This window comes from Scandinavium sp. (assembly GCF_036271055.1).
Taxonomy (GTDB): Bacteria; Pseudomonadota; Gammaproteobacteria; order Enterobacterales; family Enterobacteriaceae; genus Scandinavium.
In genome coordinates this window covers 40468-66976 of sequence record NZ_DATBBJ010000033.1, presented here as the reverse complement: position 1 = coordinate 66976, position 26509 = coordinate 40468, and the positions used below count along the sequence as shown (strand labels likewise).

20 protein-coding genes are annotated in these 26509 nt (G+C 54.7%); 5 read left to right on the top strand and 15 right to left on the bottom strand.

Annotation, left to right across the window (positions count from 1 at the left end; genetic code table 11):
- The first annotated feature begins 6 nt into the window (after positions 1 to 6).
- Positions 7 to 393, top strand: coding sequence for a 2-iminobutanoate/2-iminopropanoate deaminase (gene ridA, locus VH187_RS05245; protein ID WP_329700434.1), 387 nt, complete (start codon positions 7 to 9; stop codon positions 391 to 393).
- Positions 394 to 456: 63 nt separating this feature from the next.
- Here the strand turns inward: ridA and VH187_RS05240 are convergent, their stop codons facing one another.
- From VH187_RS05240 to mgtL, 3 genes are all read right to left on the bottom strand, one after another.
- On the bottom strand, positions 457 to 2850 hold the full coding sequence (locus VH187_RS05240; RefSeq protein ID WP_329700433.1) for a beta-N-acetylhexosaminidase: 2394 nt from the start codon (positions 2848 to 2850) through the stop codon (positions 457 to 459).
- A 176-nt stretch (positions 2851 to 3026) separates the two neighbouring features.
- Complete coding sequence (mgtA, locus tag VH187_RS05235; protein WP_329700432.1) at positions 3027 to 5735, bottom strand: magnesium-translocating P-type ATPase; 2709 nt, start codon at positions 5733 to 5735, stop codon at positions 3027 to 3029.
- A gap of 155 nt (positions 5736 to 5890) precedes the next feature.
- Positions 5891 to 5944, bottom strand: coding sequence for a mgtA regulatory leader peptide MgtL (mgtL, locus tag VH187_RS23445; protein WP_414713908.1), 54 nt, complete (start codon positions 5942 to 5944; stop codon positions 5891 to 5893).
- 189 nt (positions 5945 to 6133) lie between these two features.
- Between mgtL and treR the strand changes: the two genes are divergently transcribed.
- The 3 genes from treR (at position 6134) to treC (ending at position 10356) form a co-directional block, all read left to right on the top strand.
- Complete coding sequence (gene treR / locus VH187_RS05230; RefSeq protein ID WP_329700431.1) at positions 6134 to 7081, top strand: trehalose operon repressor TreR; 948 nt, start codon at positions 6134 to 6136, stop codon at positions 7079 to 7081.
- A gap of 140 nt (positions 7082 to 7221) precedes the next feature.
- Positions 7222 to 8640 carry a PTS trehalose transporter subunit IIBC gene (treB, locus tag VH187_RS05225; RefSeq protein WP_329700445.1) on the top strand — a complete coding sequence of 473 codons (1419 nt, stop codon included), beginning with the start codon at positions 7222 to 7224 and terminating at the stop codon, positions 8638 to 8640.
- A 51-nt stretch (positions 8641 to 8691) separates the two neighbouring features.
- Positions 8692 to 10356: an alpha,alpha-phosphotrehalase gene (gene treC / locus VH187_RS05220; protein ID WP_329700430.1), complete on the top strand. Its 1665-nt coding sequence runs from the start codon at positions 8692 to 8694 to the stop codon at positions 10354 to 10356.
- Between the two features lie 101 nt (positions 10357 to 10457).
- Here the strand turns inward: treC and VH187_RS05215 are convergent, their stop codons facing one another.
- Complete coding sequence (locus VH187_RS05215; protein ID WP_329700429.1) at positions 10458 to 12107, bottom strand: dihydroxyacetone kinase subunit DhaK; 1650 nt, start codon at positions 12105 to 12107, stop codon at positions 10458 to 10460.
- 135 nt (positions 12108 to 12242) lie between these two features.
- Between VH187_RS05215 and VH187_RS05210 the strand changes: the two genes are divergently transcribed.
- Positions 12243 to 13745: a helicase HerA-like C-terminal domain-containing protein gene (locus tag VH187_RS05210; protein ID WP_329700428.1), complete on the top strand. Its 1503-nt coding sequence runs from the start codon at positions 12243 to 12245 to the stop codon at positions 13743 to 13745.
- Positions 13746 to 13878: 133 nt separating this feature from the next.
- On the opposite strand, the gene rlmB is transcribed toward VH187_RS05210, so the two are convergent.
- From rlmB to mutL, 11 genes are all read right to left on the bottom strand, one after another.
- Complete coding sequence (rlmB, locus tag VH187_RS05205) at positions 13879 to 14610, bottom strand: 23S rRNA (guanosine(2251)-2'-O)-methyltransferase RlmB (protein WP_329700427.1); 732 nt, start codon at positions 14608 to 14610, stop codon at positions 13879 to 13881.
- 81 nt (positions 14611 to 14691) lie between these two features.
- Positions 14692 to 17148, bottom strand: a complete 2457-nt coding sequence (gene rnr / locus VH187_RS05200) for a ribonuclease R (protein WP_329700426.1) — start codon at positions 17146 to 17148, stop codon at positions 14692 to 14694.
- A 38-nt stretch (positions 17149 to 17186) separates the two neighbouring features.
- Entirely contained in the window at positions 17187 to 17612 is a 426-nt protein-coding gene (gene nsrR / locus VH187_RS05195; protein ID WP_329700425.1) for a nitric oxide-sensing transcriptional repressor NsrR, read from the bottom strand.
- A 139-nt stretch (positions 17613 to 17751) separates the two neighbouring features.
- Positions 17752 to 19050: an adenylosuccinate synthase gene (locus VH187_RS05190; protein ID WP_329700424.1), complete on the bottom strand. Its 1299-nt coding sequence runs from the start codon at positions 19048 to 19050 to the stop codon at positions 17752 to 17754.
- A 102-nt stretch (positions 19051 to 19152) separates the two neighbouring features.
- Entirely contained in the window at positions 19153 to 19350 is a 198-nt protein-coding gene (locus VH187_RS05185) for a DUF2065 domain-containing protein (RefSeq protein ID WP_329700423.1), read from the bottom strand.
- Between the two features lie 68 nt (positions 19351 to 19418).
- Positions 19419 to 20423 (bottom strand): protease modulator HflC, encoded by a 1005-nt coding sequence (gene hflC, locus VH187_RS05180; RefSeq protein WP_329700422.1) that lies wholly within the window; start codon positions 20421 to 20423, stop codon positions 19419 to 19421.
- 2 nt (positions 20424 to 20425) lie between these two features.
- The gene (hflK, locus tag VH187_RS05175) at positions 20426 to 21700 is read right to left on the bottom strand and encodes an FtsH protease activity modulator HflK (protein ID WP_329700421.1); all 1275 of its coding nucleotides are present in this window, start codon (positions 21698 to 21700) and stop codon (positions 20426 to 20428) included.
- A gap of 204 nt (positions 21701 to 21904) precedes the next feature.
- Positions 21905 to 23185 carry a ribosome rescue GTPase HflX gene (gene hflX / locus VH187_RS05170; protein WP_329700420.1) on the bottom strand — a complete coding sequence of 427 codons (1281 nt, stop codon included), beginning with the start codon at positions 23183 to 23185 and terminating at the stop codon, positions 21905 to 21907.
- A 74-nt stretch (positions 23186 to 23259) separates the two neighbouring features.
- Complete coding sequence (gene hfq, locus VH187_RS05165) at positions 23260 to 23571, bottom strand: RNA chaperone Hfq (protein WP_329700419.1); 312 nt, start codon at positions 23569 to 23571, stop codon at positions 23260 to 23262.
- A 122-nt stretch (positions 23572 to 23693) separates the two neighbouring features.
- On the bottom strand, positions 23694 to 24644 hold the full coding sequence (gene miaA, locus VH187_RS05160) for a tRNA (adenosine(37)-N6)-dimethylallyltransferase MiaA (RefSeq protein ID WP_329700418.1): 951 nt from the start codon (positions 24642 to 24644) through the stop codon (positions 23694 to 23696).
- The gene (gene mutL / locus VH187_RS05155; RefSeq protein WP_329700417.1) at positions 24637 to 26508 is read right to left on the bottom strand and encodes a DNA mismatch repair endonuclease MutL; all 1872 of its coding nucleotides are present in this window, start codon (positions 26506 to 26508) and stop codon (positions 24637 to 24639) included. Before mutL ends, miaA begins: the two co-directional genes overlap by 8 nt.
- Between the last annotated feature and the right edge of the window lies 1 nt (position 26509).

The window sequence follows — 26509 nt, the reverse complement described above, 5'->3', positions numbered from 1 at the left end:
GAAATCATGAGCAAAGTTATCGCGACGGAAAATGCACCAGCAGCCATCGGCCCTTACGTTCAGGCTGTGGATTTAGGCAATATGATTATCACTTCCGGCCAGATTCCAGTGTGCCCAAAAACCGGCACCGTAGCGGAAGATGTGGCTGCGCAGGCGCGTCAGTCTCTGGACAACGTGAAGGCGATTGTTGAAGCGGCTGGCCTGAAAGTCGGTGATATCGTGAAAACTACCGTTTTCGTGAAAGATCTGAATGATTTCGCAACCGTTAACGCCACTTACGAAGCGTTCTTCAATGAGCACAAAGCAACCTTCCCGGCGCGTTCTTGCGTAGAAGTCGCGCGTCTGCCGAAAGATGTGAAGATCGAAATCGAAGCTATCGCGGTTCGTCGCTAGTCGTCATTGCCCGGCGACATGTTGGTTGCCGGGCCGACAAAATCACTGACCCGGCACCACATTTTACTCTATCCGCGTCGCGCGCAGCAGCGTCTCCAACGGGTACACCGCCGCAATCACCACCTCATCCTGCGTTTTCGCCGCTTCATCGAGCTGAGTCTGAATCGACGCGTACTCTTTGTCATCGAGCGTGCCCTGACGCGCCACCAAATCCGTTAAACGCAGCCCCAGCGCCGCCAGTTTATCGACCTGCAACGCCACCGGTTTCATGCTTGTCAGTTGATGATTGCCATCGGTCAGCAACAGCACATCGGCGGTATTGTTCTGCCAGCGGGTAAAGACGTGACGCAGCGCATCAGCGCTTTCGTTATCTTCCGCGTCGCTGATCAGGTTTTCCGCCCATTCATTAAGATGGCGCACAGTGTCGCTTTCGGCAGGAAGCGCGTCAGCGAAACGGTTTAACGGTTCAAACTGATGGTAATTTCCGGCCTGGAATTTGAGATGCTGGCGGGTGTAATACTGCGCGGGTTCAATGGCCTGAGCGAGAACTTGCAACGGCAACGTGCTGCCGCCGTTCGCCAGACGCGTGAACTGCACCAATTGCTGCGAGTGCTGTTGCAGCCCAACGGACACCGTCGACCAACTGTCAATGGCCTGCAAACGCTGGTACATATTGTCGGTATCGTTCACGTCTTTCGCCGACCACAACCGTTCAGCGACCACAAACCCGCGCGGCCACAGACGGATATCCAGCACAGGTGCAACGATGTTTTCTGCCCAAAGCGCCGCTTCACCGCCGAGAAGATTCTTCTGCTGCGCCTCGTCCGGCACTACAGGCTGAATACCCGCTGGCACGTCATCCAGTCGCTCGCCGCTCACCGGATAACGCACGTTGCCGACGAGGAAATACCCGCCAAGCCGGTCGTCATGTATGTTCAGCACCGGACGCGTTTCACCCATCCAGGTATCAACGGTAAAAGTCACCTGATCGGGGCTAATCCATTCGATGTCATCCACAGCACGGCGTGATTTCCCTTTGAAATCAATAAATCCGCGCCACTCCTGATCACCCTTAACCAACGTGAAGGTGCCTTCTACCGCGCTGCCTTTCAGGCGCGGCATGGTAAACGTCCAGCTCTGCGCGCTATCGGCATCGCTGATTGTGTCGATACCGTTCAGGCCCGTTGGCACGATTTCATTGCGATAGTGATAGGCAGCACTTTGCGGCTGATCGAGATAAAAGCCGGTGGAGAGAATGCCTTTGTAGCCATTTTTCGCCACTTCACCGAGCGCATCCTGCCCTTGCCACGACTGGATCAGAATGCTTTTCGGCAGGTCCGGATGGTAAATTTCATCCCAGCCAACCATCTGTCGGTGATGTTTTTCGAGGATCGTTTCCAGTCGACGGTTGAAGTACGCCTGTAACGCGTGACTGTCGGCCAGCTTGTTTTCCTGCATGAATTTCTGGATCGCCGGATTGTTTTTCCACTGCGTGTCATCGACTTCATCGCCGCCAATGTGCAGATACGGATCCGGGAAGATCGCCGTCAATTCGCCGATCATTGCGTCCGCAAAGGTATAAGTTGCCTCTTTGGTCGGATCGAGCACCGGTTTCAGCACGCCCCAGTGACGTTCCATTTCATACGGCCCCGGCGCGCTCATCAGCTCCGGGTAAGCGACCGCAATCGCCGATGCATGGCCCGGCATGTCGATTTCCGGCACCACACGAATGCCGCGATCGGCGGCGTACCGCACGATCTCTTTCATCTGTGCCACCGTGTAATACTTGCCGTCGCTGGCAAGCTGCTGCAATTTCGGATAACGCGTGGAGGCAAAGCGCCAGCCCTGATCGTCGGTTAGATGCCAGTGGAAGACGTTGAGTTTTGCCGCCGCCATGCCGTCGAGCTGACGCTTGATATCTTCAATCGGCAGGAAGTGACGCGCGGAATCCAGCAGCACGCCACGCCATGGGAAGCGCGGGGAATCTTCTATTGTGACATAAGGAATGGCGGTGTTATCTGGCCCGTTCTGAATCAACTGCAGCAGCGTTTCTATTCCGTGCAGCGCGCCGAAGCGAGTGTTGGCGGTAAGCTTTACACCCGTTTCATCGACCACCAGCTTGTAGGTTTCATCGCTGTCAGGGCGTGGAACAGCAGGCACTTTATGGGCAATGACAATATCGATAGTTGGCGTTTTAGCCGGTGAACTCTGCGGCATCATTTCCCAGCCGGTTTGACGGGAAATCCGGTCGCGCAGACGGTTGAGCGCATCGCCCAAATCATCGCCGCTGAGATTAATGGTCAGCTGATTGTTCAGCACCAGCGCACCTTGCGCCGATGGGCGTTCGACCTGAGCTGGCCACGGCATCAGCGGTAAATCGCCAGCGGGCGTTGCCAGGGCAATACCGCTCAATAACAATCCAGTCGTCAACAAGCTGTAACGCACAGTTTTAAGCATGAGGGTTCCTTTAGACGGGCCAAAAAATAGCAATCCATTGAGGTAACACGCGGGGTTGAGGGGGTCAAGCGCGAAGCGCGATATGGCTCACAACTTGTCAGAATTCAGTGAAATGCCACCGGCCTACAAAATAATTGTAGGCCGGGCAAACAAAAGCGCCGCCCGGCATGAAACGCTTACTGCCAACCATACCGACGGGTATAGAACCCTTTCACCAGCTGCGTCAGCGTCATATAACCGACCAGAATCGCCACCAGCCACGGGAAGTAAGAGAGCGGCAGCGGCTGCAGTGACAAATAGGTCGCAAGCGGTGTGAACGGCAGCGCAATCCCAACAGCCATCACCACCAGCGTCATCACAATCAGAGGCCACGCGGCACGGCTCTGAATGAACGGAATACGGCGCGTACGGATCATGTGCACAATCAACGTTTGCGACAACAGGCCGACCACAAACCAGCCGGACTGGAACAGCGTCTGGTGTTCGGGCGTGTTGGCGTGGAACACAAACCACATCAGGCAGAAGGTCAGAATGTCGAAAATGGAGCTGATCGGCCCGAAGAAGATCATAAAGCGCCCCAAATCTGACGGGTTCCAGCGCTGCGGCTTCTGAATTTGCTCGTCGTCAACGTTATCAAACGGGATCGCTACCTGGGATACATCGTACAGCAGGTTCTGAATCAGTAAGTGCAACGGCAGCATCGGCAGGAACGGCAAGAAGGCGCTCGCCACCAGCACGCTGAACACGTTACCGAAGTTAGAACTGGCGGTCATTTTGATGTATTTCAGCATGTTGGCGAAGGTCCGACGGCCTTCAATAACCCCCTGCTCCAGCACCATCAGGCTTTTTTCCAGCAGAATGATGTCTGCCGCTTCACGGGCGATATCCACCGCGCCATCAACGGAAATACCGATATCCGCCGCACGCAGCGCGGGCGCATCGTTGATGCCGTCACCCATAAAGCCGACTACGTGCCCTTCGCGTTTCAGCAGCGTCACAATGCGTTCTTTATGCATCGGCGTCAGACGCGCAAACAGCGTGGTGCGTTTTGCCAGCGCCGCCAGGCGGTCGTCAGTCATGGCATCGATATTGCTGCCGATCACCACGTCGCCCACGTCCAGTCCGACTTCATGACACACTTTCGTCGCCACCAGTTCGCTGTCGCCGGTCAGGATTTTCACAGTGATACCGCTTGCCCTTAGCGCTTTCAGTGCCGGAGCAGTGGTTTCTTTCGGTGGATCGAGGAACGCGATGTAGCCTTCGAGGATCAGATCCGATTCATCGATACGCTGATAATCCCCTTCACGCGCAGGCAGGTATTTGGTCGCCACCGCCACGACGCGCAGGCCCTGACGATTCAGTGTATCGGTCACGCGTTTGATGCGTCGCAGCATGGTCTCGTCGAGCGGTACGATGTCACCGTTGTAGCGTACCTGCGTACAGACGTTGAGGATCTCCTGCAACGCGCCCTTGCAGATGAGCTGATGCACATTCTCCTGCTCAGCCACCACCACCGACATGCGGCGGCGTTCGAAGTCGAACGGGATCTCGTCGATTTTCTGCCAGCGTTCAGACAGTCCACGAGCCGACTCTTCGTCCACTCCTTCCAGCACAGCGGTATCAAGCAGGTTTTTCAGCCCGGTCTGGTAATGGCTGTTGAGCCAGGCGTTGTGCAGCACGCGCTCGCTGCTTTTGCCCGACACATCGGTGTGGTTTTCCAGCACGATTTTGTCCTGTGTCAGGGTGCCGGTTTTGTCGGTGCAAAGGATGTCCATCGCGCCAAAGTTCTGAATGGCGTCGAGGTGTTTCACAATCACTTTCTGTTTCGACAGCTTCACCGCCCCGCGTGCCAGTGTCGAGGTAACGATCATCGGCAGCATTTCCGGGGTCAGGCCAACCGCGACAGAGAGCGCAAACAGCGCCGCTTCCCACCAGTCGCCTTTGGTATAGCCGTTAATCAGCAGCACCACGGGCGCCATCACCAGCATAAAGCGGATCAACAACATGCTGACGCGGCTGATGCCTTTCTGGAACGCGTTCGGCTCGTTTTCCTGTTCGCTGACGCGCCCGGCCAGTTGCCCGAACCAGGTATTACCGCCCGTCGCAAAGACAATCGCCTGCGCCGAACCACTCACCACGTTGGTGCCCATGAAGCACAGGGTGTCACTTTCGAGCGCATTGTTTTGCAGGGGTTCGCGAGTGCGCGCCACCTTTTCGACCGGCAGCGATTCGCCGGTCAAAGAGGCTTGGGCCACGAATAGATCGCGCGCCTGGAACACGCGCAGATCGGCCGGGATCATGTCTCCTGCCGACAGCTTCACGATGTCACCGCGCACCAGACGATCGATCGGGATCTCCTGCCAGCGGCTTTCGCCCTGATCGTTGATCACCCGCAACACCGTGGCGGTGTTGCTGACCATCGCTTTCAGCGCATCCGCCGCTTTGGTGGAGCGCGCTTCCTGGATGAAGTTCAGTAAGGTGGAAATAATCACCATCAGCGCGATCACGCCAGCGGCAAACAGATCTTCCGTGGAATAGGAAATCACGCCGAGAATGGTCAGCAGCAGGTTAAACGGGTTGCGGTAACACAGCCACAGATGCACCCACCACGGTGACGGTTTTTGCGCCGGAATAACGTTGCTGCCGTGCTGTTCTCGGTTATCTTCCACTTCCTGCGCATTCAGCCCTTCCGGGTGGCTGTTGAACGCGCGCCAGATTTCATTTTCATCCATCGCCGCCACGTTCAGGCACTGCTGGCTTAATGAGTCCGGGATCGGCGCGGTAGAAACGGTTTTGCCATCCAGCAGCGGATCGCGGCTGACCAGACGATGTGGCAGATGGCGGCTGAGCTGTGCGATCAGCTGCCGGGTAATATTTTTCAGCATAATGAGTCCCTCGGCGCTCGCCGTCCGGCGATCGCGGGTAACTTTCAGGCACGATAAAATCGTACCTGATGGGTACTTATTGAGTTAAAACAGGGACATCAAAGAAGTGACGTCACTGCCTTACGCGTTGTCCGGCAAGGCAGCGAAAGACTGGCTTACCGGAAGAAAATCAAACTCCATCGATGATGGGAAGTGGGATCGGGATCCATACGGCCTCCGGTAAGTGAAAGAAACGCCATGCGTTTTGTGCTGTAAACCCTACACTGCGTAGCGATAATGCCAGTAGCATACGCGCTGATAACTAAACGGTACGTATACCAGACTTTACGAGACGGGCAGGTTTACGCTGGAGCAAGATCACTTATAATCACTGCGCCATCGCTGACTCGGGAAAAAAGATGCAAAACCGGCTGACTATCAAAGATATCGCGCGCTTAAGCGGCGTCGGGAAATCGACGGTTTCCCGCGTCCTGAATAATGAGAGCGGCGTCAGCCTGCGCACCCGCGAACGGGTTGAAGCGGTGATGAATCAGCACGACTTCTCCCCTTCACGCTCGGCACGCGCGATGCGCGGTCAAAGCGATAAAGTGGTGGCGATTATCATGAGTCGTCTGGATTCCTTGTCGGAAAACCTCGCGGTACAAACCATGCTCCCGGCGTTTTACGAGCAGGGCTATGACCCGATCATGATGGAAAGCCAGTTCTCAGCGGAGAAAGTGGCGGAACATCTCGGCATGTTGCAGCGCCGTAATATCGACGGCGTGGTGCTGTTTGGCTTTACTGGCATTACCGACGCAATGCTTACGCCATGGCGTGAAACGTTGGTGATGCTGGCGCGCGATGCCAAAGGCATTGCCTCGGTGTGTTATGACGACGAAGGGGCCATCACCCTGCTGATGCAACGCCTGTATGACAAAGGCCATCGCCACATCAGCTATCTTGGCGTGCCGCACAGCGATATCACTACCGGCAAACGCCGTCACGATGCCTATCTTTCTTTCTGCAAAAAACACAAACTTCACCCGGTCGCGGCCTTGCCTGGTCTGGCAATGAAACAAGGTTATGACGCCGTCGCCAGCGTGACTCACAGCGAAACCACCGCGCTGGTGTGCGCCACCGATACGTTGGCGCTTGGCGCCAGCAAATATCTGCAAGAGCAACGTAACGACTCGCTACAGCTCGCGAGCGTAGGCAATACGCCGCTGATGAAATTCCTGCACCCGGAAATTGTCACCGTCGACCCCGGTTATGGCGAAGCGGGCCGTCAGGCTGCACATCAATTGATCGAGCAAATCAACGGTCGCATCGAACCGCAGCAGTTGGTTATTCCCGCCGCCCTCACTTGATCCTTAATGCCCGTTAAACACGAATTATTGTGATCCTCGCCTGATTTCGGGAACGTTCCCATTTTACCCATTAAGCGAAACGGATAGGCTTGCGTTCAGTTAATCACACTCCTCTTCCCCTACAGTCATGAGGCTTCATGATGAGCAAAGTCAGACAACAGGATATCGATAAATTGATCGAGCTGGTTGGCGGTCGCGAGAATATCGCTACCGTCAGCCACTGCATTACCCGCCTGCGTTTCGTGCTGAACGATCCGACGAAGGCCAGCCCGAAAGCCATCGAAGAATTACCGATGGTCAAAGGCTGCTTCACCAACGCCGGACAGTTCCAGGTAGTGATCGGCACCGAAGTGGACGATTACTACAAAGTGCTGATCGCCAGCACCGGTCAGGCATCGGCTGATAAAGAACAGGCCAAACTGGCGGCACGTCAGAACATGAAATGGCACGAGCAGATGATCTCGCATTTTGCGGAGATCTTCTTCCCGCTGCTGCCTGCACTGATCAGCGGCGGTCTGATCCTCGGCTTTCGCAACGTCATTGGCGACGTGCCAATGAGTAACGGCGAGACCCTGGCGCAGATGTATCCGGGGCTGAAAACCCTGTATGACTTCCTGTGGCTAATTGGCGAAGCTATCTTCTTCTATCTGCCGGTCGGTATCTGCTGGTCTGCGGTGAAGAAAATGGGCGGCACACCGATCCTCGGCATCGTGCTCGGCGTGACGCTGGTTTCCCCTCAGTTGATGAACGCCTATGAACTGGGCAGCAAAATCCCGGAAGTGTGGAACTTCGGCCTGTTCTCGATTGAGAAAGTCGGCTATCAGGCGCAGGTTATTCCGGCCCTGCTGGCGGGTCTGGCGCTCGGCTGGATTGAAATTCGTCTCAAACGTATCGTGCCGGATTATCTCTATCTGGTGGTCGTTCCGGTCTGTTCCTTGATTCTTGCGGTGCTCCTCGCGCATGCCTTTATCGGTCCGTTTGGCCGTATGATTGGCGACGGCGTGGCCTTCGCGGTGCGTCACCTGATGACTGGTAGCTTCGCGCCAGTAGGGGCCGCGCTGTTTGGCTTCCTGTATGCGCCACTGGTCATTACCGGCGTGCATCAGACGACCCTTGCCATCGACATGCAGATGATTCAGAGCATGGGCGGTACGCCAGTGTGGCCGCTGATTGCACTGTCTAACATCGCCCAGGCCTCTGCTGTAGTCGGCATCATTATCTGTAGCCGCAAACACAATGAGCGTGAGATTTCCGTACCTGCGGCCATCTCTGCCTTCCTCGGCGTGACTGAACCCGCGATGTACGGCATCAACCTGAAATACCGCTTCCCGATGCTGTGCGCGATGATTGGCTCCGGTCTGGCGGGTCTGCTTTGTGGTTTGAACGGTGTGATGGCGAACGGCATCGGCGTTGGCGGCCTGCCGGGTATTCTCTCCATCCAGCCCAAATTCTGGTCGGTGTATGCGCTGGCGATGGCGATTGCCGTTATCGTACCGATAATCCTCACTACCGCGATGTACCAGCGTAAGTTCCGTCAGGGCACGCTACAGATTGTCTAACTCCTTTTGGGGCGCATTTGCGCCCCTCTCAGTTTTAACCAGGAAAGTCTTATGAACAACCTTCCCCACTGGTGGCAAAACGGCGTCATCTACCAGATCTATCCAAAAAGTTTTCAGGACACCACCGGTAGCGGCACGGGGGATTTACGCGGCGTAACCCTGCGCCTGGATTACCTGAAAACCCTCGGTATCGACGCTATCTGGCTCACGCCGTTTTATGTTTCTCCGCAGGTGGATAACGGCTACGACGTGGCGCATTACACCGCCATCGACCCGGCCTACGGCACGCTGGACGATTTCGACGAACTGGTGGCCGAAGCTAAAGCTCGTGGTATCCGCATCGTGCTGGATATGGTGCTCAACCACACATCCACACAGCATCCGTGGTTCCGTGAATCACTCAATCCAGACAGCCCTTATCGTCAGTTTTACATCTGGCGCGACGGCAAATCGGGCGAACTGCCGAACAACTGGCGTTCTAAATTTGGCGGTAACGCCTGGCAGTGGCATGCCGAAAGTGAGCAGTATTATCTGCACCTGTTCGCTCCTGAGCAGGCGGATTTAAACTGGGAAAACGAAGCTGTTCGTTCAGAGCTGAAAAAGGTTTGCGAGTTCTGGGCCGATCGTGGCGTCGATGGCCTGCGTCTTGACGTGGTGAACCTGATTTCAAAAGACCAGACCTTCCCGAGCGACCCGATTGGCGACGGGCGTTGTTTCTATACCGATGGCCCACGCGTCCACGAATTCCTGCAAGAAATGAGTCGCGATGTGTTTATTCCACGTGACCTGATGACGGTGGGCGAAATGTCCTCCACTACGCTCGATAACTGTCAGCAATACGCCTCGCTCGATGGCAACGAACTGTCGATGACCTTTAACTTCCATCATCTGAAAGTCGATTATCCGGGCGGAGAAAAATGGACGCTCGCCAAACCGGATTATGTGGCGTTGAAAGCACTGTTCAGCCACTGGCAGCAAGGGATGCACAACGTGGCGTGGAACGCGCTGTTCTGGTGTAACCACGATCAGCCGCGCATCGTTTCGCGCTTTGGTGACGAGGGCAAATACCACGTTCCGGCGGCAAAAATGCTGGCAATGGTTTTGCACGGCATGCAGGGCACGCCGTACATCTATCAGGGCGAAGAAATAGGCATGACCAATCCGCATTTCGCAAAGATCACCGATTATCGCGATGTGGAAAGTCACAACATGTACGCCGAATTGCGCTCACAGGGCCGTGATGCCGACGAGCTTTTGGCGATCCTTGCCAGTAAATCTCGTGACAATAGCCGCACGCCGATGCAATGGAACGCTGAAAAACACGGCGGTTTCACGACCGGCGAACCGTGGATTGGCCTCGGCGATAACGTGCAGCAGATCAACGCCGACGTAGCATTGAAAGATCGTGATTCCGTGTTTTACACCTATCAGCAGCTTATTGCTCTGCGTAAAGCAGAGCCGCTGCTGATATGGGGTAATTATCTCGATCTGCTGCCGGAGCATCCGTCGCTATGGTGCTATCGCCGTGAGTGGCAAGGCCAGCAGTTGTTGGTGATCGCAAATCTCAGCCGGGATCAGCAACACTGTGAGCTGGAAGCGATGGAAGGCGAGTGGGAAGTGGCGATAAGCAACTACCCACAGCCGCAAGACAAACCGGGCACGATGACGCTGCGCCCGTTTGAAGCCATTTGGTGGACCCAGAAAACCGAACGGTGATTATCGTAAGCCGGATAAGCGTTCACGCCATCCGGCATTAGACCAGCAGAAAAATGCCGGGCGGCGCGTAGTTTGCCCGGCCTACCACGCCCCTCAGGCAATTACGCGTTCGGCAACCCCTCCACCGCCGCAAACACTTCAGCGATGGCTACAGCACCTGGATCGGTCACACCTTCAAGATTTTCTTTATTGACATAGGACGAACGCCCCGCCCCCGCTTTCTGCATTCTTGCCGTACTTTCAGCCCCGGTTTTGGCAGCATTAACGGCGGCTTGTGGTCCTTGATCGCGCAGCGCTTCTAGCGCTGGTTGTAGAGAGTCGATCAGAGTGCGATCACCAAGATCGGCGCCACCGTAATGCTTCATCTGCAGCAAACCGCTCAATAGCGCATCCGGCAGTTTTTTACCGTCATGGAGCGCTTGCCCGGCTGCGGTAAAGAAGATAGACATCAGCACGCCGCTCGACCCACCCATCACCGTTGCTAGCCGTTCACCAATCAACTGCAAAAGTAGCGCGCTATCGTTCAGCGGCAGTTTGCCCTCTTTCAGCAAACGGGCAATGTCCCTTGCTCCTTCGGCAAAGGTCGATCCCGTATCACCATCACCCACTTTCGCATCCAGCGCGTTGAGGTGATTTTCGAGATCGATAAGCGTTTGAGTCGCGGCAGCCAGAACCGCTTTCGCGTGCGAATTGTCAGACGGCGTAATCTCCAGATTGTCCTGGATTTTACCGTGCGCTTCGGTTTTCAATGGCGCAAAAGCAACAGGCTTCTGCCAGCCAATGGTTTCCACTTCGGCCTGTAACGCCAGCTCAAACGCTGGAGTCAGCTTGAGAACGGAGAGCGAAAAACCTTTCATGTCGAGCGAGCTGACCAGCGCGGCAGGACCAATCAACCAACTTATCTGATCTTTCAGCGCCGAATGCGCCAGTTCTTTGGTCAGCAGCGCCATCTCCAGCGCCGACACGCCGCCGAGGTTGTTGATTAGCACCGCCACCTTCGCGTCGCCCACTTTCTGTTGCAACGGCTTTACCAGGGTGTCGATAATCGACTTGCTGTTGTGGCTCTCGACCACCGACGCTCCCGGCTCGCCGTGAATACCCAATCCAAGTTCCACGTGACCGGGCTTGATCCGCCCTTCTTCTTCATCGCTGCCCGGCAGATTACAACTTTCCATCGCCACGCCAAGACTGAACACACTGTCGCACGCATGCTGCGCGATACTGCGTACTTCGCTGAGGGTTTTACCTTGTTCTGCTGCATGGCCCGCTATCTTGTGCACCAGCGCCGTGCCCGCAATACCGCGCGGCTGTTTGTTATCCGGCAGCGCAATGTCGTCGGCGACGATCACCATCTCGACTTTCAGGCCATGACGTTTGGCTTTTTCCGCTGCCAGACCGAAGTTCAGACGGTCTCCGGTGTAGTTTTTGACAATCAGCAGGCAGCCGCGATCGCCTGTCACTGCCACAATAGCGTTGAGAACGGCGTCTACGCTCGGCGACGCGAACAAGTCGCCACACACCGCTGCGGTGAGCATGCCTTTGCCAACAAACCCGGCGTGCGCGGGTTCATGACCGGAGCCGCCGCCTGAAATCACCGCCACTCGACTTTTATCCCAATCGCCCCGCGCAATGATACGAATCGCCGGGTCGATATCCAAACGCACCAGATTGCCGTGCGGCGCGGATAAGACTATGCCTTCAATGGCATCGTTGACCAGCTGTTTGCGGTCATTAAAGAAGAATCTGGACATTACCTTCCACTCTTTTGAAACAGGTATGCAAAGCATAGTCGGCGCTGCGTGTTACGCCGCAAAGACCAGAATTGCCTGAGCATAATTTCTGCGGCTTTGACCTATACTCGACGCATGAGAAACGGAGGAAACATCATGAGCTCACCTTTGCTAATTGCCCGAACAACGGATCAACAACTCTCTTTACTGCCCGGAATGGCCAACCGCCACGGACTGATCACTGGCGCGACAGGGACAGGGAAAACAGTGACCCTGCAAAAAATGGCGGAGTCGTTTTCGGAAATTGGCGTGCCCGTCTTTATGGCTGATGTGAAAGGTGACTTAACCGGCGTGGCACAGGAAGGTCAGGCTTCTGAAAAATTAATGGAGCGGCTGAAAAAAATCGGCGTGACCGACTGGCAGCCGCATAGCAATCCGGTGGTGGTGTGGGATATTTTTGGCGAGAAAGGGCATCCGGTTCGTGCGACTGTCTCTGACCTCGGTCCACTGTTGCTCGCGCGCTTGCTCAATCTGAACGACGTACAGTCGGGCGTACTGAACATCATTTTCCGTATCGCTGACGATCAGGGGCTGCTGTTACTCGATTTCAAAGACCTGCGTGCCATTACCCAATACATCGGTGATAACGCCAAATCGTTCCAAAATCAGTACGGCAACATTAGCGGGGCGTCCGTGGGTGCCATTCAGCGTGGGCTGTTAACGCTCGAACAACAAGGCGCGGAGCATTTCTTCGGCGAGCCGATGCTCGATATCAAAGACTGGATGCGCACCGACAGCAATGGCAAAGGGGTTATCAACATTCTGAGCGCCGAAAAGCTCTACCAAATGCCGAAACTGTACGCCGCCAGCCTGCTGTGGATGTTATCAGAGCTGTATGAACAACTGCCGGAAGCGGGTGATCTCGATAAACCGAAATTGGTGTTCTTCTTCGATGAAGCGCATTTGCTGTTCAGCGATGCGCCGCAGGTGCTACTTGATAAAATCGAGCAGGTGATCCGCCTGATCCGCTCAAAAGCGGTGGGCGTCTATTTCGTTTCGCAGAACCCGTCAGACATTCCGGATAACGTGCTTGGGCAGTTGGGTAATCGCGTTCAGCATGCGCTGCGCGCCTTTACCCCAAAAGATCAAAAAGCGGTGAAAACAGCGGCGCAGACCATGCGCGCGAATCCGGCGTTCGACACCGAAAAAGCAATTCAGGAACTCGGCACTGGCGAAGCATTAGTGTCATTCCTCGACGAGAAAGGCAGCCCATCGATGGTTGAACGCGCAATGGTGATTGCGCCTTGTTCGCGTATGGGGCCAGTAACCGATGACGAGCGCAACGGCCTTATCAACAATTCGTCGCTGTATGGCAAGTATGAAGATGCCGTCGACCGCGAATCTGCGTTCGAGAAACTACAAAAAGGCGTGCAGGCGACAACAGAACAGCAGAACGCACCTCCGGTGAAAGGCGCTACCGCCGACGTTGATGACGGTATTCTTGGCGGCTTGAAAGATATTTTGTTTGGCACGACCGGGCCGCGTGGCGGCAAGCGAGATGGTGTCGTACAAACTATGGCGAAAAGCGCAACGCGACAGATTACCAATCAAATTGTACGTGGGATGCTGGGCAGTTTGCTTGGGGGAAGAAGACGGTAATTGAGGGTTGTTGCCAGTGAAGTGTCGCTGAATTGCCCGGCGGCGCTTCGCTTGCCAGGCCTACAGAATCCGGGCCAGCAGGACCGTTCTTTTGTAGGCCGGGTCAGGCGTAGCCGCCACCCGGCACAACATGTTACCCGCGCTGACGTACCGCTTCGAACAGACAGATGCCTGTGGCAACGGAAACGTTCAGTGACGACACGCTACCCGCCATCGGGATGCTGATCAGCTCATCGCAGTGCTCACGGGTCAGGCGACGCATCCCTTCCCCTTCCGCACCCATTACCAGCGCCATACGGCCCGTCATTTTGCTCTGATACAGCGTGTGGTCAGCTTCACCAGCGGTGCCGACGATCCAGATATTCTCTTCCTGCAACAGACGCATGGTGCGCGCCAGGTTGGTGACGGAAATCAGCGGCACATTTTCAGCGGCTCCGCAGGCGACTTTTTTCGCCGTCGCGTTAAGTTGCGCGGAACGATCGCGCGGCACAATCACCGCATGAACACCCGCGGCATCCGCGCTACGCAAGCATGCGCCGAGATTATGCGGATCAGTAACGCCATCAAGGATCAGCAGGAAAGGGTTCTCGAACTGAGCGAGCAAGTCTGGCAGATCGTTTTCCTGATACTTACGCCCCTCTTTCACACGGGCGATGATCCCCTGATGCACAGCGCCTTCGCTTTTTTCGTCAAGGTACTGGCGGTTAGCGACCTGAATCACCACACCTTGCGCTTCCAGCGCGTGGATAAGCGGCATCAGACGTTTATCTTCGCGGCCTTTCAGAATAAAGACTTCCTGAAAACGCTCCGGGGCGCGCTCCAACAGGGCCTGCACCGCGTGGATGCCGTAAATCATTTCACTCATGAATATACTCGTAAATTGTTGATCGTTAATCCCCTCGCCCCGGCCTCTCTTTTTAGAGAGAAGCGAGGGCGAAGGTTAAAATTACTCGGCTACGTTTTTCTTCGTTGCGCGTTTAGCCCTGGTGGCCGATGCGATTTTCTGCGTTTTTTCCGACGGCTTTTTGGCTTTTTTACTGGCAGCTTCTTTCTTCGCCGCTTTTGGCTTCTGTTTGGCCTGGCCTTTCTCGCCACGGAACGCGCTATCCGGCTCAAAGTTTACCTTTTTGCCAGCCTGACGACGTTTGCTGCCAGACTTACCGTTACCCGGTTTTTTCGCATTTTCACGTGCGGTTTTACCGACGTTACGCGGGCCACGCTCGCTGGAAATCAACGAGAAGTCGATTTTACGCTCATCCATGTTGACGGCTTCCACGCGCACTTCCACGCGGTCGCCCAGACGGTAAGTCTGCCCGCCAGATTCGCCAATTAGACGCTGACCAATTTGGTCGAAACGATAGTAGTCATTGTCGAGCGAAGAGACATGCACCAGACCGTCGATGAACAGATCGGTCAGACGCACAAAGAAGCCAAAGCCGGTGACGCTGGCGATAACGCCCGGGAAGACATTCCCCACCTGATCCTGCATGAAGTCGCACTTCAGCCAGTCAGACACTTCACGGGTCGCTTCGTCGGCGCGGCGTTCGGTCAAGGAACAGTGCTGACCCAATTGCAGCATCTCTTCCATGGTGTAGTGCCAGCCGCCGGTATCCGTTGAGTTGCCTGTATGGCCTTCATCTTTCGCCAGCAGATATTTAATGGCGCGGTGAAGCGACAGGTCCGGATAACGACGAATCGGGGAGGTAAAGTGCGCATAAGATTGCAGCGCCAGGCCGAAATGACCGCGGTTTTCTGGATCGTAGATCGCCTGTTTCATCGAACGCAGCAGCATAGTTTGCAGCATTTCGTGATCCGGACGATCAGCGATGGAGGTCAGCAGATCGGCGTAATCGCGCGGCTCTGGCTTCGCACCACCCGGCAATTCAAGGCCTAGTTCCGCAAGGACTGTACGGAAAGAGGTGATCGCTTCTTCGGTAGGCTTATCGTGAATACGGAACAACGCAGGCTCCGACTCTTTCTCGACAAAACGCGCTGCCGAAATATTGGCGAGGATCATGCACTCTTCAATAAGCTTATGGGCATCGTTGCGCTGGGTTTGCTCAATGCGCTCAATGCGACGCTCGGCGTTGAAGATAAACTTCGCTTCTTCGCTTTCAAACGAGATCCCACCACGCTCCGCGCGGGAGACATCCAGCACTTTGTAGAGGTTGTGCAGCTCTTCGATATGCTTCACCAGCGGGGCGTACTGCTCGCGCAGATCCTGATCGCCTTGCAGAATATGCCAGACTTTGTTGTACGTCAGGCGAGCATGAGAACTCATTACCGCTTCGTAGAATGTATAGCTCGTCAGGCGGCCTTTAGCCGAAATGGTCATTTCACAGACCATACAGAGTCTGTCGACCTGCGGGTTCAGAGAGCACAGACCGTTGGACAGCACTTCCGGCAGCATCGGCACAACCTGCGACGGGAAGTAAACTGAAGTGCCACGGTTGCGGGCTTCGGCATCCAGTGCGGTCGGTGGACGCACGTAATAACTGACGTCAGCGATAGCTACCCACAAACGCCAGCCGCCGCCGCGTTTCTTCTCACAGAATACGGCGTCATCAAAGTCACGGGCGTCTTCACCGTCGATGGTCACCAGCGGTAAATCACGAAGATCCACACGGCCGATTTTTGCTTCTTCCGGCACCTGTTCTTTCAGGTTGGCAATCTGTTTTTCGACTTCTGGCGGCCAGACGTAAGGAATGTCATGGGTACGCAGCGCCATATCAACGGCCATGCCGGTGCCCATGTTATCGCCCAGCACTTCCACAATTTTACCGATGGCTTTGGTACGGCGCGTCGGACGTTGAGTCAGCTCAACGACCACCACAAAGCCCATCATCGCGCCCATCAGATCTTCTGCCGGGATGAGAATATCAAAACTCAGACGGCTGTCGTCTGGCACCACAAAGCCGATGCCCGCATCGGTAAAGTAGCGGCCCACGATCTGCCCGGTTCTTGGCTCCAGCACGCGAACAATGCGCGCTTCGCGACGGCCTTTACGATCGGCACCCAGCGGTTGCGCCAGCACCAGATCGCCGTGCATGCACATTTTCATCTGTTCAGATGAAAGATAGAGATCGTCTTTACGCCCTTCGACGCGCAGGAAGCCAAAGCCATCGCGATGACCAATGACTTTCCCCTTCAGCAAATCAAGACGTTCCGGCAGCGCATAACACTGGCGGCGGGTGAAAACGAGTTGCCCGTCGCGCTCCATGGCGCGCAGGCGGCGACGCAGGGCTTCCTGCTGTTCTTCACCTTCGATATTCAGCTCATTCGCCAGCTCATCTCGGCTGACGGGTTTTTCGCGTTTGGTGATGAATTCGAGGATGAATTCCCGGCTAGGGATTGGGTTCGCGTATTTTTCAGCTTCGCGTTCTTTGAAAGGATCGTGTGACATAGCGGTTCCTCCGTTGTCAGCTCCAATGAAGTGATGGTTCACTCCACCAGCAATAATTTATAAAGCGGTTGATTCTCTTCAACCAAATCGGCCAGTGTGTAGTTATCCAGCTCCTTGAGAAAACTGTTCACGGCCTTAGAAAGCGCCTGTTTCAAACGGCAGGCGGGCGTAATGTGGCAAAATTCGCTGCTGCAATTCACCAGCGTTAAAGGTTCTAATTCACGCACCACATCGCCAACACAAATGTCCTTTGCCGGTTTGCCCAGACGAATACCCCCGTTTTTTCCGCGCACGGCATCTACGAAACCTGCACGGCTTAACTGGTTGATTATTTTAACCATATGATTACGGGATACGCCATACACCTCTGTCACCTCAGAGATATTGGTCATTCGACCGTCCGGCAGCGATGCCATATAGATTAGCGCACGCAATCCGTAATCGGTGAAACTCGTTAACTGCACATCAACCTCAAAGCAGGGAAAAACGGGGTGTTATTACCATTGATGATAAACCAGCCAGCTAAATAGCGGTTAATTAATTTAAGCAGAGGAAGGTGGAAAGCGGGAACAGAGGGGCGCAAGAGTTGCGCCCCTGGCATGATTATGCGTCGAACGGGTCGCGCAGGATCATGGTTTCACTACGGTCTGGGCCTGTTGAAATAATATCAATCGGCACACCGGTCAGTTCTTCGATACGTTTTACGTAGTCCAGAGCAGCCTGTGGCAAGCCACTGCGCTCTTTCACACCGAAGGTGGTCTCAGACCAGCCCGGCATGGACTCATAAATCGGCTCGATACCTTCCCAGTCGTCTGCTGCCAGTGGAGTGGTGGTCACTTCACGGCCATCAGGCATACGGTAGCCTACGCAGATTTTCACTTCTTTAAGACCATCCAGAACGTCCAGTTTGGTCAGGCAGAAGCCAGAGAGGGAGTTGATCTGTACAGCACGGCGCACAGCAACCGCATCCAGCCAACCACAGCGACGACGACGACCGGTGGTCGCACCAAACTCGTTACCCTGCTTGCAGAGGAACTCGCCGGTTTCATCGAACAGTTCGGTTGGGAATGGACCTGCACCTACACGGGTAGAGTAGGCTTTGATGATGCCCAGTACGTAATCAACATAACGTGGACCCAGGCCGGAACCTGTCGCTACGCCACCTGCGGTGGTGTTGGAAGAGGTCACGTACGGATAAGTACCGTGGTCAATGTCCAGCAGCGTACCCTGAGCACCTTCAAACATGATGAAATCACCACGCTTACGCGCTTGATCCAGCAGTTCGGAAACGTCGACAACCATAGCGGTCAGGATGTCAGCAACCGCCATGACATCATCCAGCACTTTCTGGAAATCAACGGCTTCGGCTTTGTAGAAGTTCACCAGCTGGAAGTTGTGATATTCCATCACTTCTTTCAGTTTGTCGGCGAAGGTCGCTTTGTCGAACAGGTCACCAACGCGCAGGCCACGACGGGCCACTTTATCTTCATAAGCAGGGCCGATACCACGACCGGTGGTGCCGATAGCTTTTGCACCGCGCGCTTTTTCACGAGCTACGTCCAGCGCAACATGATAATCAAGGATCAACGGGCATGCTTCGGAGAGCAGCAGACGTTCGCGAACCGGGATCCCACGGTCTTCCAGTTCTTTCATCTCTTTCATCAGTGCAGCAGGAGACAGCACAACGCCGTTACCGATGATGCTGGTCACGTTGTCACGAAGAATGCCTGATGGAATAAGATGGAGGACGGTTTTTTCACCGTTGATTACGAGAGTATGGCCTGCGTTGTGACCGCCCTGGTAGCGTACAACATATTTAGCCCGTTCAGTCAGGAGATCGACGATCTTCCCTTTACCTTCGTCACCCCATTGGGTGCCCAGTACGACGACGTTGTTACCCATTTTTCAAAATCACCGTTTGCTTAAAAAAGGATTCTACCATCGCTTTTTCAGAGATACAGCACTTTTTCCAGGCAAAATCCGACCGGGCAAGCTAACAGGGTGTCAACCCAACGCTTTTGTCAACATGTAGTAGATAACCACGCCAGCAACCACAAGACCGCCGCCAAAACGACGTAAAATATGATCCGGTAACTGCGAAAGTGCGGCCACCATTTTGCGCCACGCCTGCGGATAGAGCATCGGCCCAAGCCCTTCAAGGACCAACACCAGCGCAAGCGCGAGCCAAATTGTTGAGTTCATGGTTTATCCTGATAAAAGAAAACCACCGCCAGTGCGGTGGTTTTTCAATAAAGCGACTGCCGGGTAGTTTAGCGCGTTGCGCTGGTCGGCGTCTTCATGTAGCGGAAGAAATCGCTGTCCGGGCTGAGCACCATCACATCCTGATTGCTCTGGAAGCTGTTCTCATAGGCACGCAGGCTACGGATAAAGGCATAGAAATCCGGATCCTGGCTGAATGCATCAGCAAACAGTTTCGCAGCCTCAGCATCACCTTCACCGCGCAGGATACGACCCTGACGCTCAGACTCTGCCAGTGTTTTAGTCACTTCATAATCCGCTGTTGCACGCAGTTTTTCAGCTTCTTCCTGACCCTGTGAACGGTGGCGACGGGCAACCGCTTCACGCTCAGCGCGCATACGATTGTAAATCGCTTCCGACACTTCCGCCGGGAGGTTGATCTGCTTGATGCGGACATCAACCACTTCAATCCCTAACGCCGCCATGCTGTTGGTATTGATAACAGGCACTTTACCGTTGGTTTCCGCCGCTACACGCTCAGCGGCTTCAGCGATAGCGCTGTCTGCTGCTGGCGTTTCGACTTCGTCATCCGCACCAGAAGAACCGGAGTTCAGGGCATCGCGCACTTCGATAGTCAGACGACCACGGGAATCGGTCACGATGTCTTTCACATCCAGACGACCAATTTCAGAACGCAGACGGTCAGAGAACTTACGTTTCAGCAGCACTTCTGCCTGAGAGACGTCACCGCCGCCCGTTGCCAGATAGTAGCGGCTGAAATCGCTGATACGCCATTTGATGTAGGAATCAACGATCAGATCTTTCTTCTCTTTGGTGACGAAGCGATCGGCCTGGTTGTCCATAGTCTGAATGCGCGCATCCAGCGTTTTAACAGATTCAATAAACGGCACTTTGAAGTGCAGACCTGGCGCGTACACCAGCGGTTTATTTTCATCGTCACGAACGACTTTACCAAATCGCAGCGTAATACCGCGCTCGCCCTCTTTCACCACGAATACTGAGGTGTAGAGACCCACCAGCACGATGATAATTATCGCAATTACTGACTTACGCATCGTTATTCCCCCTGACGCTGGTAGTCGTTACGCTGCGCATTAGCACGGCGTTGGTCCATGATATTGTCATCGGTTGAAGACGGTGCGCTGCTACTGCTACCGGCACTACTGCTCGAGCTGGACGCAGGCGGCAGGCGCAACAGGCTGTCGGCGCCACTGCTGTCACTCTTTTTTGCAGGTGCGGCACTGCCACCTTTCAGCATCTGGTCGAGCGGCAGAACCATCAGGTTGCCCCCTTTATCGTTGACCAGCACTTTACGGGTATGGCTCAGCACTTTCTCCATGGTTTCGATATACAAACGTTCACGGGTAATTTCCGGTGCAGCCTTATATTCAGGCAGAAGCTTGGCGAAACGCGCCACTTCACCTTGTGCTTCGAGGACAGTCTGGGTTTTGTATGCACGCGCTTCTTCGAGAATACGCTGCGCCTGACCGTTCGCACGAGGCTGAACTTCGTTGGTGTACGCTTCCGCTTCACGGATGTACTGCTGCTCGTTCTCACGCGCGGCAATGGCATCATCAAACGCGGCTTTCACTTCTTCCGGCGGACGGGCCGTCTGGAAGTTGACGTCCAGCAGAGTGATACCCATGTTGTACGGTTTAATGGTCTCTTCCAGCTCACGCTGAGTATCGCTACGAATAACGGTACGACCTTCGGTCAGGATGCGATCCATGGAGTATTTACCGATAACACCACGCAGGGCACTGTCCGTTGCCTGACGCAGGCTGTCATCAGGACTGGTGACGCTGAACAGGTATTTCTGCGGGTCGGTAATGCGGTACTGCACGTTCATTTCAACGCGCACCACGTTTTCGTCAGACGTCAGCATTACGCCGGACGCTGCAAGCTCGCGAACCGCTTCCACGTTCACCGGAGTCACTTCATCAACAAACGTTGGCTTCCAGTTAAGACCTGGCTCAACCAGATGGCTGAATTTACCAAAGCGCGTTACCACACCGCGTTCTGCTTCCTTAATGGTATAGAAACCGCTCGCCGCCCAAATGATGACGACAGCCGCAGCAGCGATACCCACGATGCGTCCACCCATTGGCGCGCGCGGCCCTTGAGAAGAGCTGGTGCCACCGCCTGAACCACCTTTACCGCCACCCAAGCCACCGAGCTTTTTGCTCAGTTTGCGGAAGATATCATCCAGATCAGGAGGCCCCTGATCGCGACCACCTTTGTTTCCATTTCCCCCAGAGTTGCCGCCTTGATTATTGCTGCTTCCCCACGGGTCGCGGTCTTGTCCGTTATTACCGGGCTGATTCCACGCCATGTATATGCTCCATATTTGTTATGCGGTGTATACTCTTCATATTTCAAGCGACAGGGGCGTGGCTGCACTCCTTCCCCCCAGTCACTTACTAAAGTAAGCTCCTGGAGATTCACTCCCTTGCCGCCTGCCTGCCACTCGAACTATTTAGAGTATCTGGCTGTATTGCCAGGTATAAAGGCGAATAATCTTCAGGCTAACTGTCTGTCAGACGATGTAGTCTGACAGCGCAGGTTCTTGCTTACAGAGGCGACGCCAGTCCACGATCGGCATACGAATTTCCAAACCGACGCTGCCGTCCTCCTCCATCCACTCTTTTTCTATCGCCTGAAGCTGATAAAACCGGCTTCGTAAACGCCCTTCCTGCGGGGGTAAACGCAGCGTGTGCTGTGCCACCTCACCGGAAAGCCGCTCGGTTAAAGCCTGGAAAAGCAGTGGTACACCCACTCCGGTCTGAGCAGAAAGCCAGACCCGAATCGGTTTGTTTTCATCATCTCTGTCGATACGCGGTTCGAAATCGTCCAGCATATCGATCTTGTTCATCACCATCAGTGACGGGATGTCGTCAGCCTCGATTTCATCGAGAACAACATTTACCGCATCAATGTTTTCCTGCAAGCGAACATCCGCAGCATCCACCACGTGCAACAGCAGCGTCGCCTGACGCGTCTCCTGCAAGGTCGCTTTAAACGCCGCCACTAAGTCATGTGGCAAATGGCGAATAAACCCGACGGTATCAGCCAGTACGGTTTCGCCCACATCGTCGACGTTAATCCGGCGCAGAGTTGGGTCAAGTGTCGCAAACAGTTGGTCTGCGGCGTAAACCTGCGCCTCTGTAATCTGATTAAACAGCGTCGATTTCCCGGCGTTGGTGTAACCCACCAGCGACACAGTTGGGATATCGGCTTTCTTGCGTGAACGGCGTCCCTGTTCACGCTGCTTCTCGACTCTCGCCAGACGAGAGAGAATGAGCATGATGCGGTTTCGCAGCAAACGACGGTCAGTTTCGAGCTGGGTTTCACCCGGGCCGCGCAAACCAATTCCGCCTTTCTGTCGTTCAAGGTGGGTCCAGCCGCGTACCAGACGCGTAGCCAGATGGCGCAACTGCGCCAGCTCAACCTGCAATTTCCCTTCATGGGTGCGGGCACGTTGAGCAAAAATATCGAGAATAAGACCGGTACGATCGATAACCCTGCACTCGCACAAACGCTCCAGGTTTCGCTCCTGGGCCGGACTTAATGCATGGTCGAATAAGACAACGGACGCACCCGTCGCTTTCACGGCTTCCGCAATTTCGACAGCCTTACCTTCACCAACAAAATACTTTGGGTGCGGCGCTTTACGGCTACCGGTAATCACCTGCAATGCTTCGACACCGGCGGAAGAGACCAGGGATTCGAACTCCTGAAGGTCTTCCATATCTTTGTCTTGCGTAAAATAGATGTGTACCAGCACCGCCTGCTCACCGGCGTCATAACGGTCAAACAAGCGTAATATCTCCTAAAATACCAGCGGGGAACCGGATAATCTGGCTCCCCGACATGGAAAAACAGCCAGCAACCTTATTCGGTTTCTTCGCTGTCTTGCGGCGCAGATGAAGACTGCGCGTTGCTACCATGATGGTAGTTGCTACCTGTAGTCGTACCGCCGGCGTTATTGCTATGATGAGAGACCGGACGAGACGGAACTACCGTAGAAATTGCGTGCTTATAGACCATCTGGCTGACCGTGTTTTTCAACAGGATCACGAACTGATCGAAAGACTCAATTTGACCTTGCAGCTTGATACCATTCACCAAATAAATAGAAACTGGAACACGTTCCCGACGCAGTGCGTTCAGAAACGGATCTTGTAAAGATTGCCCCTTAGCCATTCTCTTTTCCTTATATGCTTGTTATACCCAGGTTTTCAGGGTGTTACCCACAAACTTCGGGCTTGTACTTAGAACCTTACGATTCTGAAAAATTGCGCACGATACGTCTTAATTTTACACGTTCAGTCCAGACCCGCACCAACAACCTTTAACATATCGTTGAACGCCTGTTCAGGTTGTTCACTGTCTAACCAGTGAACGCCATCCCAACCGCGCAACCAGGTTACCTGGCGCTTGGCCAACTGTCTCGTGGCGCAAATACCTCTATAAACCATTTCATCATATGAAATTTCGCCTTCAATGTACGACCACATCTGGCGGTATCCCACACAACGAACGGAAGGCATATCCGTATGCAAATCACCACGGGCAAAAAGCGCCCGTACTTCTGCTTCAAAACCTGAAGCCAACATCTGATGAAAACGCTGCTCAATTCGTTGATGGAGCAGTTCACGGCTCGCCGGGGCGATGGCGAACTGATGCACCTTATACGGCAGAGCTTCTCCTGACGTTTGCGTCAGTTCCGTTAAAGTTTTACCCGAAATGAAAAAAACTTCCAGTGCCCGGGAAAGTCTTTGCGGATCATTTGGATGAATACGTGCGCCCGCAACCGGATCGATTTCGACGAGTTGCTGATGCAGTGCATTCCACCCTTGCTCTGCTGCCTGTTGTTCAATTCTGGCTCTGATGACCGGATCTGCCGACGGTAACGGCGACAACCCCTCCAACAATGCCTTGAAATACAACATGGTACCACCCACCAACAGCGGGATTCGCCCTGCTGCGGTAATCTCTGCCATCTCGGCCAACGCATCGCGGCGGAAATCCGCTGCGGAATACGATAGAGCCGGATCGAGAATATCCAGCAACCGATGCGGTGCAGCGGCAAGCTCCGCCGCATCCGGTTTCGCGGTTCCGATATCCATCCCTCGGTAAATGAGGGCAGAATCCACGCTAATCAACTCTACGGGCAAAACTTTACGCAACTCAATGGCTAGCGCGGTTTTACCGGAGGCCGTCGGGCCCATCAAAAATAGGGCCTTTGGCAGGCCTGCTTCTGTTACATCACTCATGTTTAAGGGCATTCATCGCCGTATTCAAATCAACAGGTTGTAACAGGCCACCCGGCGGCGCTTTCACCAACTGTGGACACAGACGTTCGACGTCGGTCAGCATGGCAATCGCCTGCGCCATATTCCACTGCGCGTGTTCACTTGCGAGGTTACGCGCCAGCCATTGCGCCAGCGTTCCTGCCTCGAAGGTTGATTGCTGCGCGAGGTAGCCTATCAGTTCAGGAATCAAGATTTGTAAATTTTGTTGTCTTAAGGGTAAAGGCACCGCTCGCACCGTCACATGATGCGCTTCTGATTGAATTTCAATGCCTAATTGCCCTAATACTGTCAGGGACTTTTTGAGTGCCGCTTGCTCATCTGCCGAGATTTTTAAGCGCAGCGGGATCAGCAATGGTTGCGCGCAAACAGTGGTACTTTCCGGCGAAAGTTGCGCCTGACGCAGCCAGCGTTCGGCAACAGGCAAAGCCAATACACTCAATTTGCCGTCACGTTCGAGCAGTGCGCGGTCACCCGCCACAATCGTCAGCACCCGACCAAAGCTATGACTGTGCCCCGCAAGACTTTCCGCAGCAGGCTCGGCCTTCGTTTTGTGTTCAGCGACGGGGGTATTCAACAATTGCTTATACAGCGCGCCCTGCTGTTTCTGATAGCCCGGCTGCGCATTCGGCCAGTTTGCACCAACCTGAGTACGTGTGCTTTCGCCAGCAGTTGAAGCGCCGGAGGCAGAACCGTAGCGTGGCGCGACAGGTTCGCGTGCAACAGCAGGTTCGGCAAAATGATTACGCCCGGCGGCTACCCGGTTTTCCGGTAGTGCGCGCGGGGCCGGCATTTCATCTTCTTCAACCAGCGCCAGTGGCGCGGCGATTTGCTGTTGCAGTACGCTCACTACGCCCTGATAGATAAAATCATGTACCAGTCGCGACTGATGGAAACGCACTTCGTGCTTCGCCGGATGCACATTCACATCCACCTGATGCGGGTCGATGGTCAGATACAACACAAACGCGGGCTGTTCCCCGGCCCCCAACTTGTCTTCACAAGCCTGGCGAATCGCGTGATTAATCAATCGGTCACGCATCATGCGGCCATTGACGTAGCAATACTGGATTTCAGTAAACTGACCGTTAGAGTGCTGCGGATCTGCCACCCAACCGTGCATCGCTAAATCACCGTGCTGCCATTCGATAGCCAACGCATGCTCGACAAACGGTGTGCCACAAATAGCTGCCAGGCGGCGTTCTTTCTGCCCGTCCTGCGCCACGGCACGATACTGACGCACCATTTTGCCGTTGTGACTGAGGTTGATAGTGACGTCAAAACGCGCCAACGAGATACGGCGGATCACTTCGTCGATATGGTTAAATTCGGTTTTCTCGGTGCGCATGAATTTGCGCCGCGCCGGGGTGTTGTAGAACAAATCCAGCACTTCAAGGGTGGTGCCGACAGGATGCGCCGCGGGTTTCACCGTCACATCCATGTCGCGCCCTTCGGCATACGCCTGCCAGGCTTCCGGCTGTTCGGCAATGCGCGAGGTTAACGTCAAACGCGAAACGGAGCTGATACTTGCCAGTGCTTCGCCGCGAAAACCAAGGCTAATGATCGCCTCAAGGTCATCAAGCGATGCGATTTTACTGGTGGCATGACGAGCCAGCGCCAGCGCCAGTTCGTCTTTTTTGATGCCGCAGCCGTTATCTCGAATGCGGATGAGCTTCGCCCCGCCGCGTTCGATATCGATATCGATGCGGGTCGCTCCCGCATCCAGACTGTTTTCAACCAGCTCTTTCACTACCGACGCAGGGCGTTCGACCACTTCACCCGCGGCAATCTGGTTCGCAAGCTGTGGCGGCAAAACCTGAATCGGCATG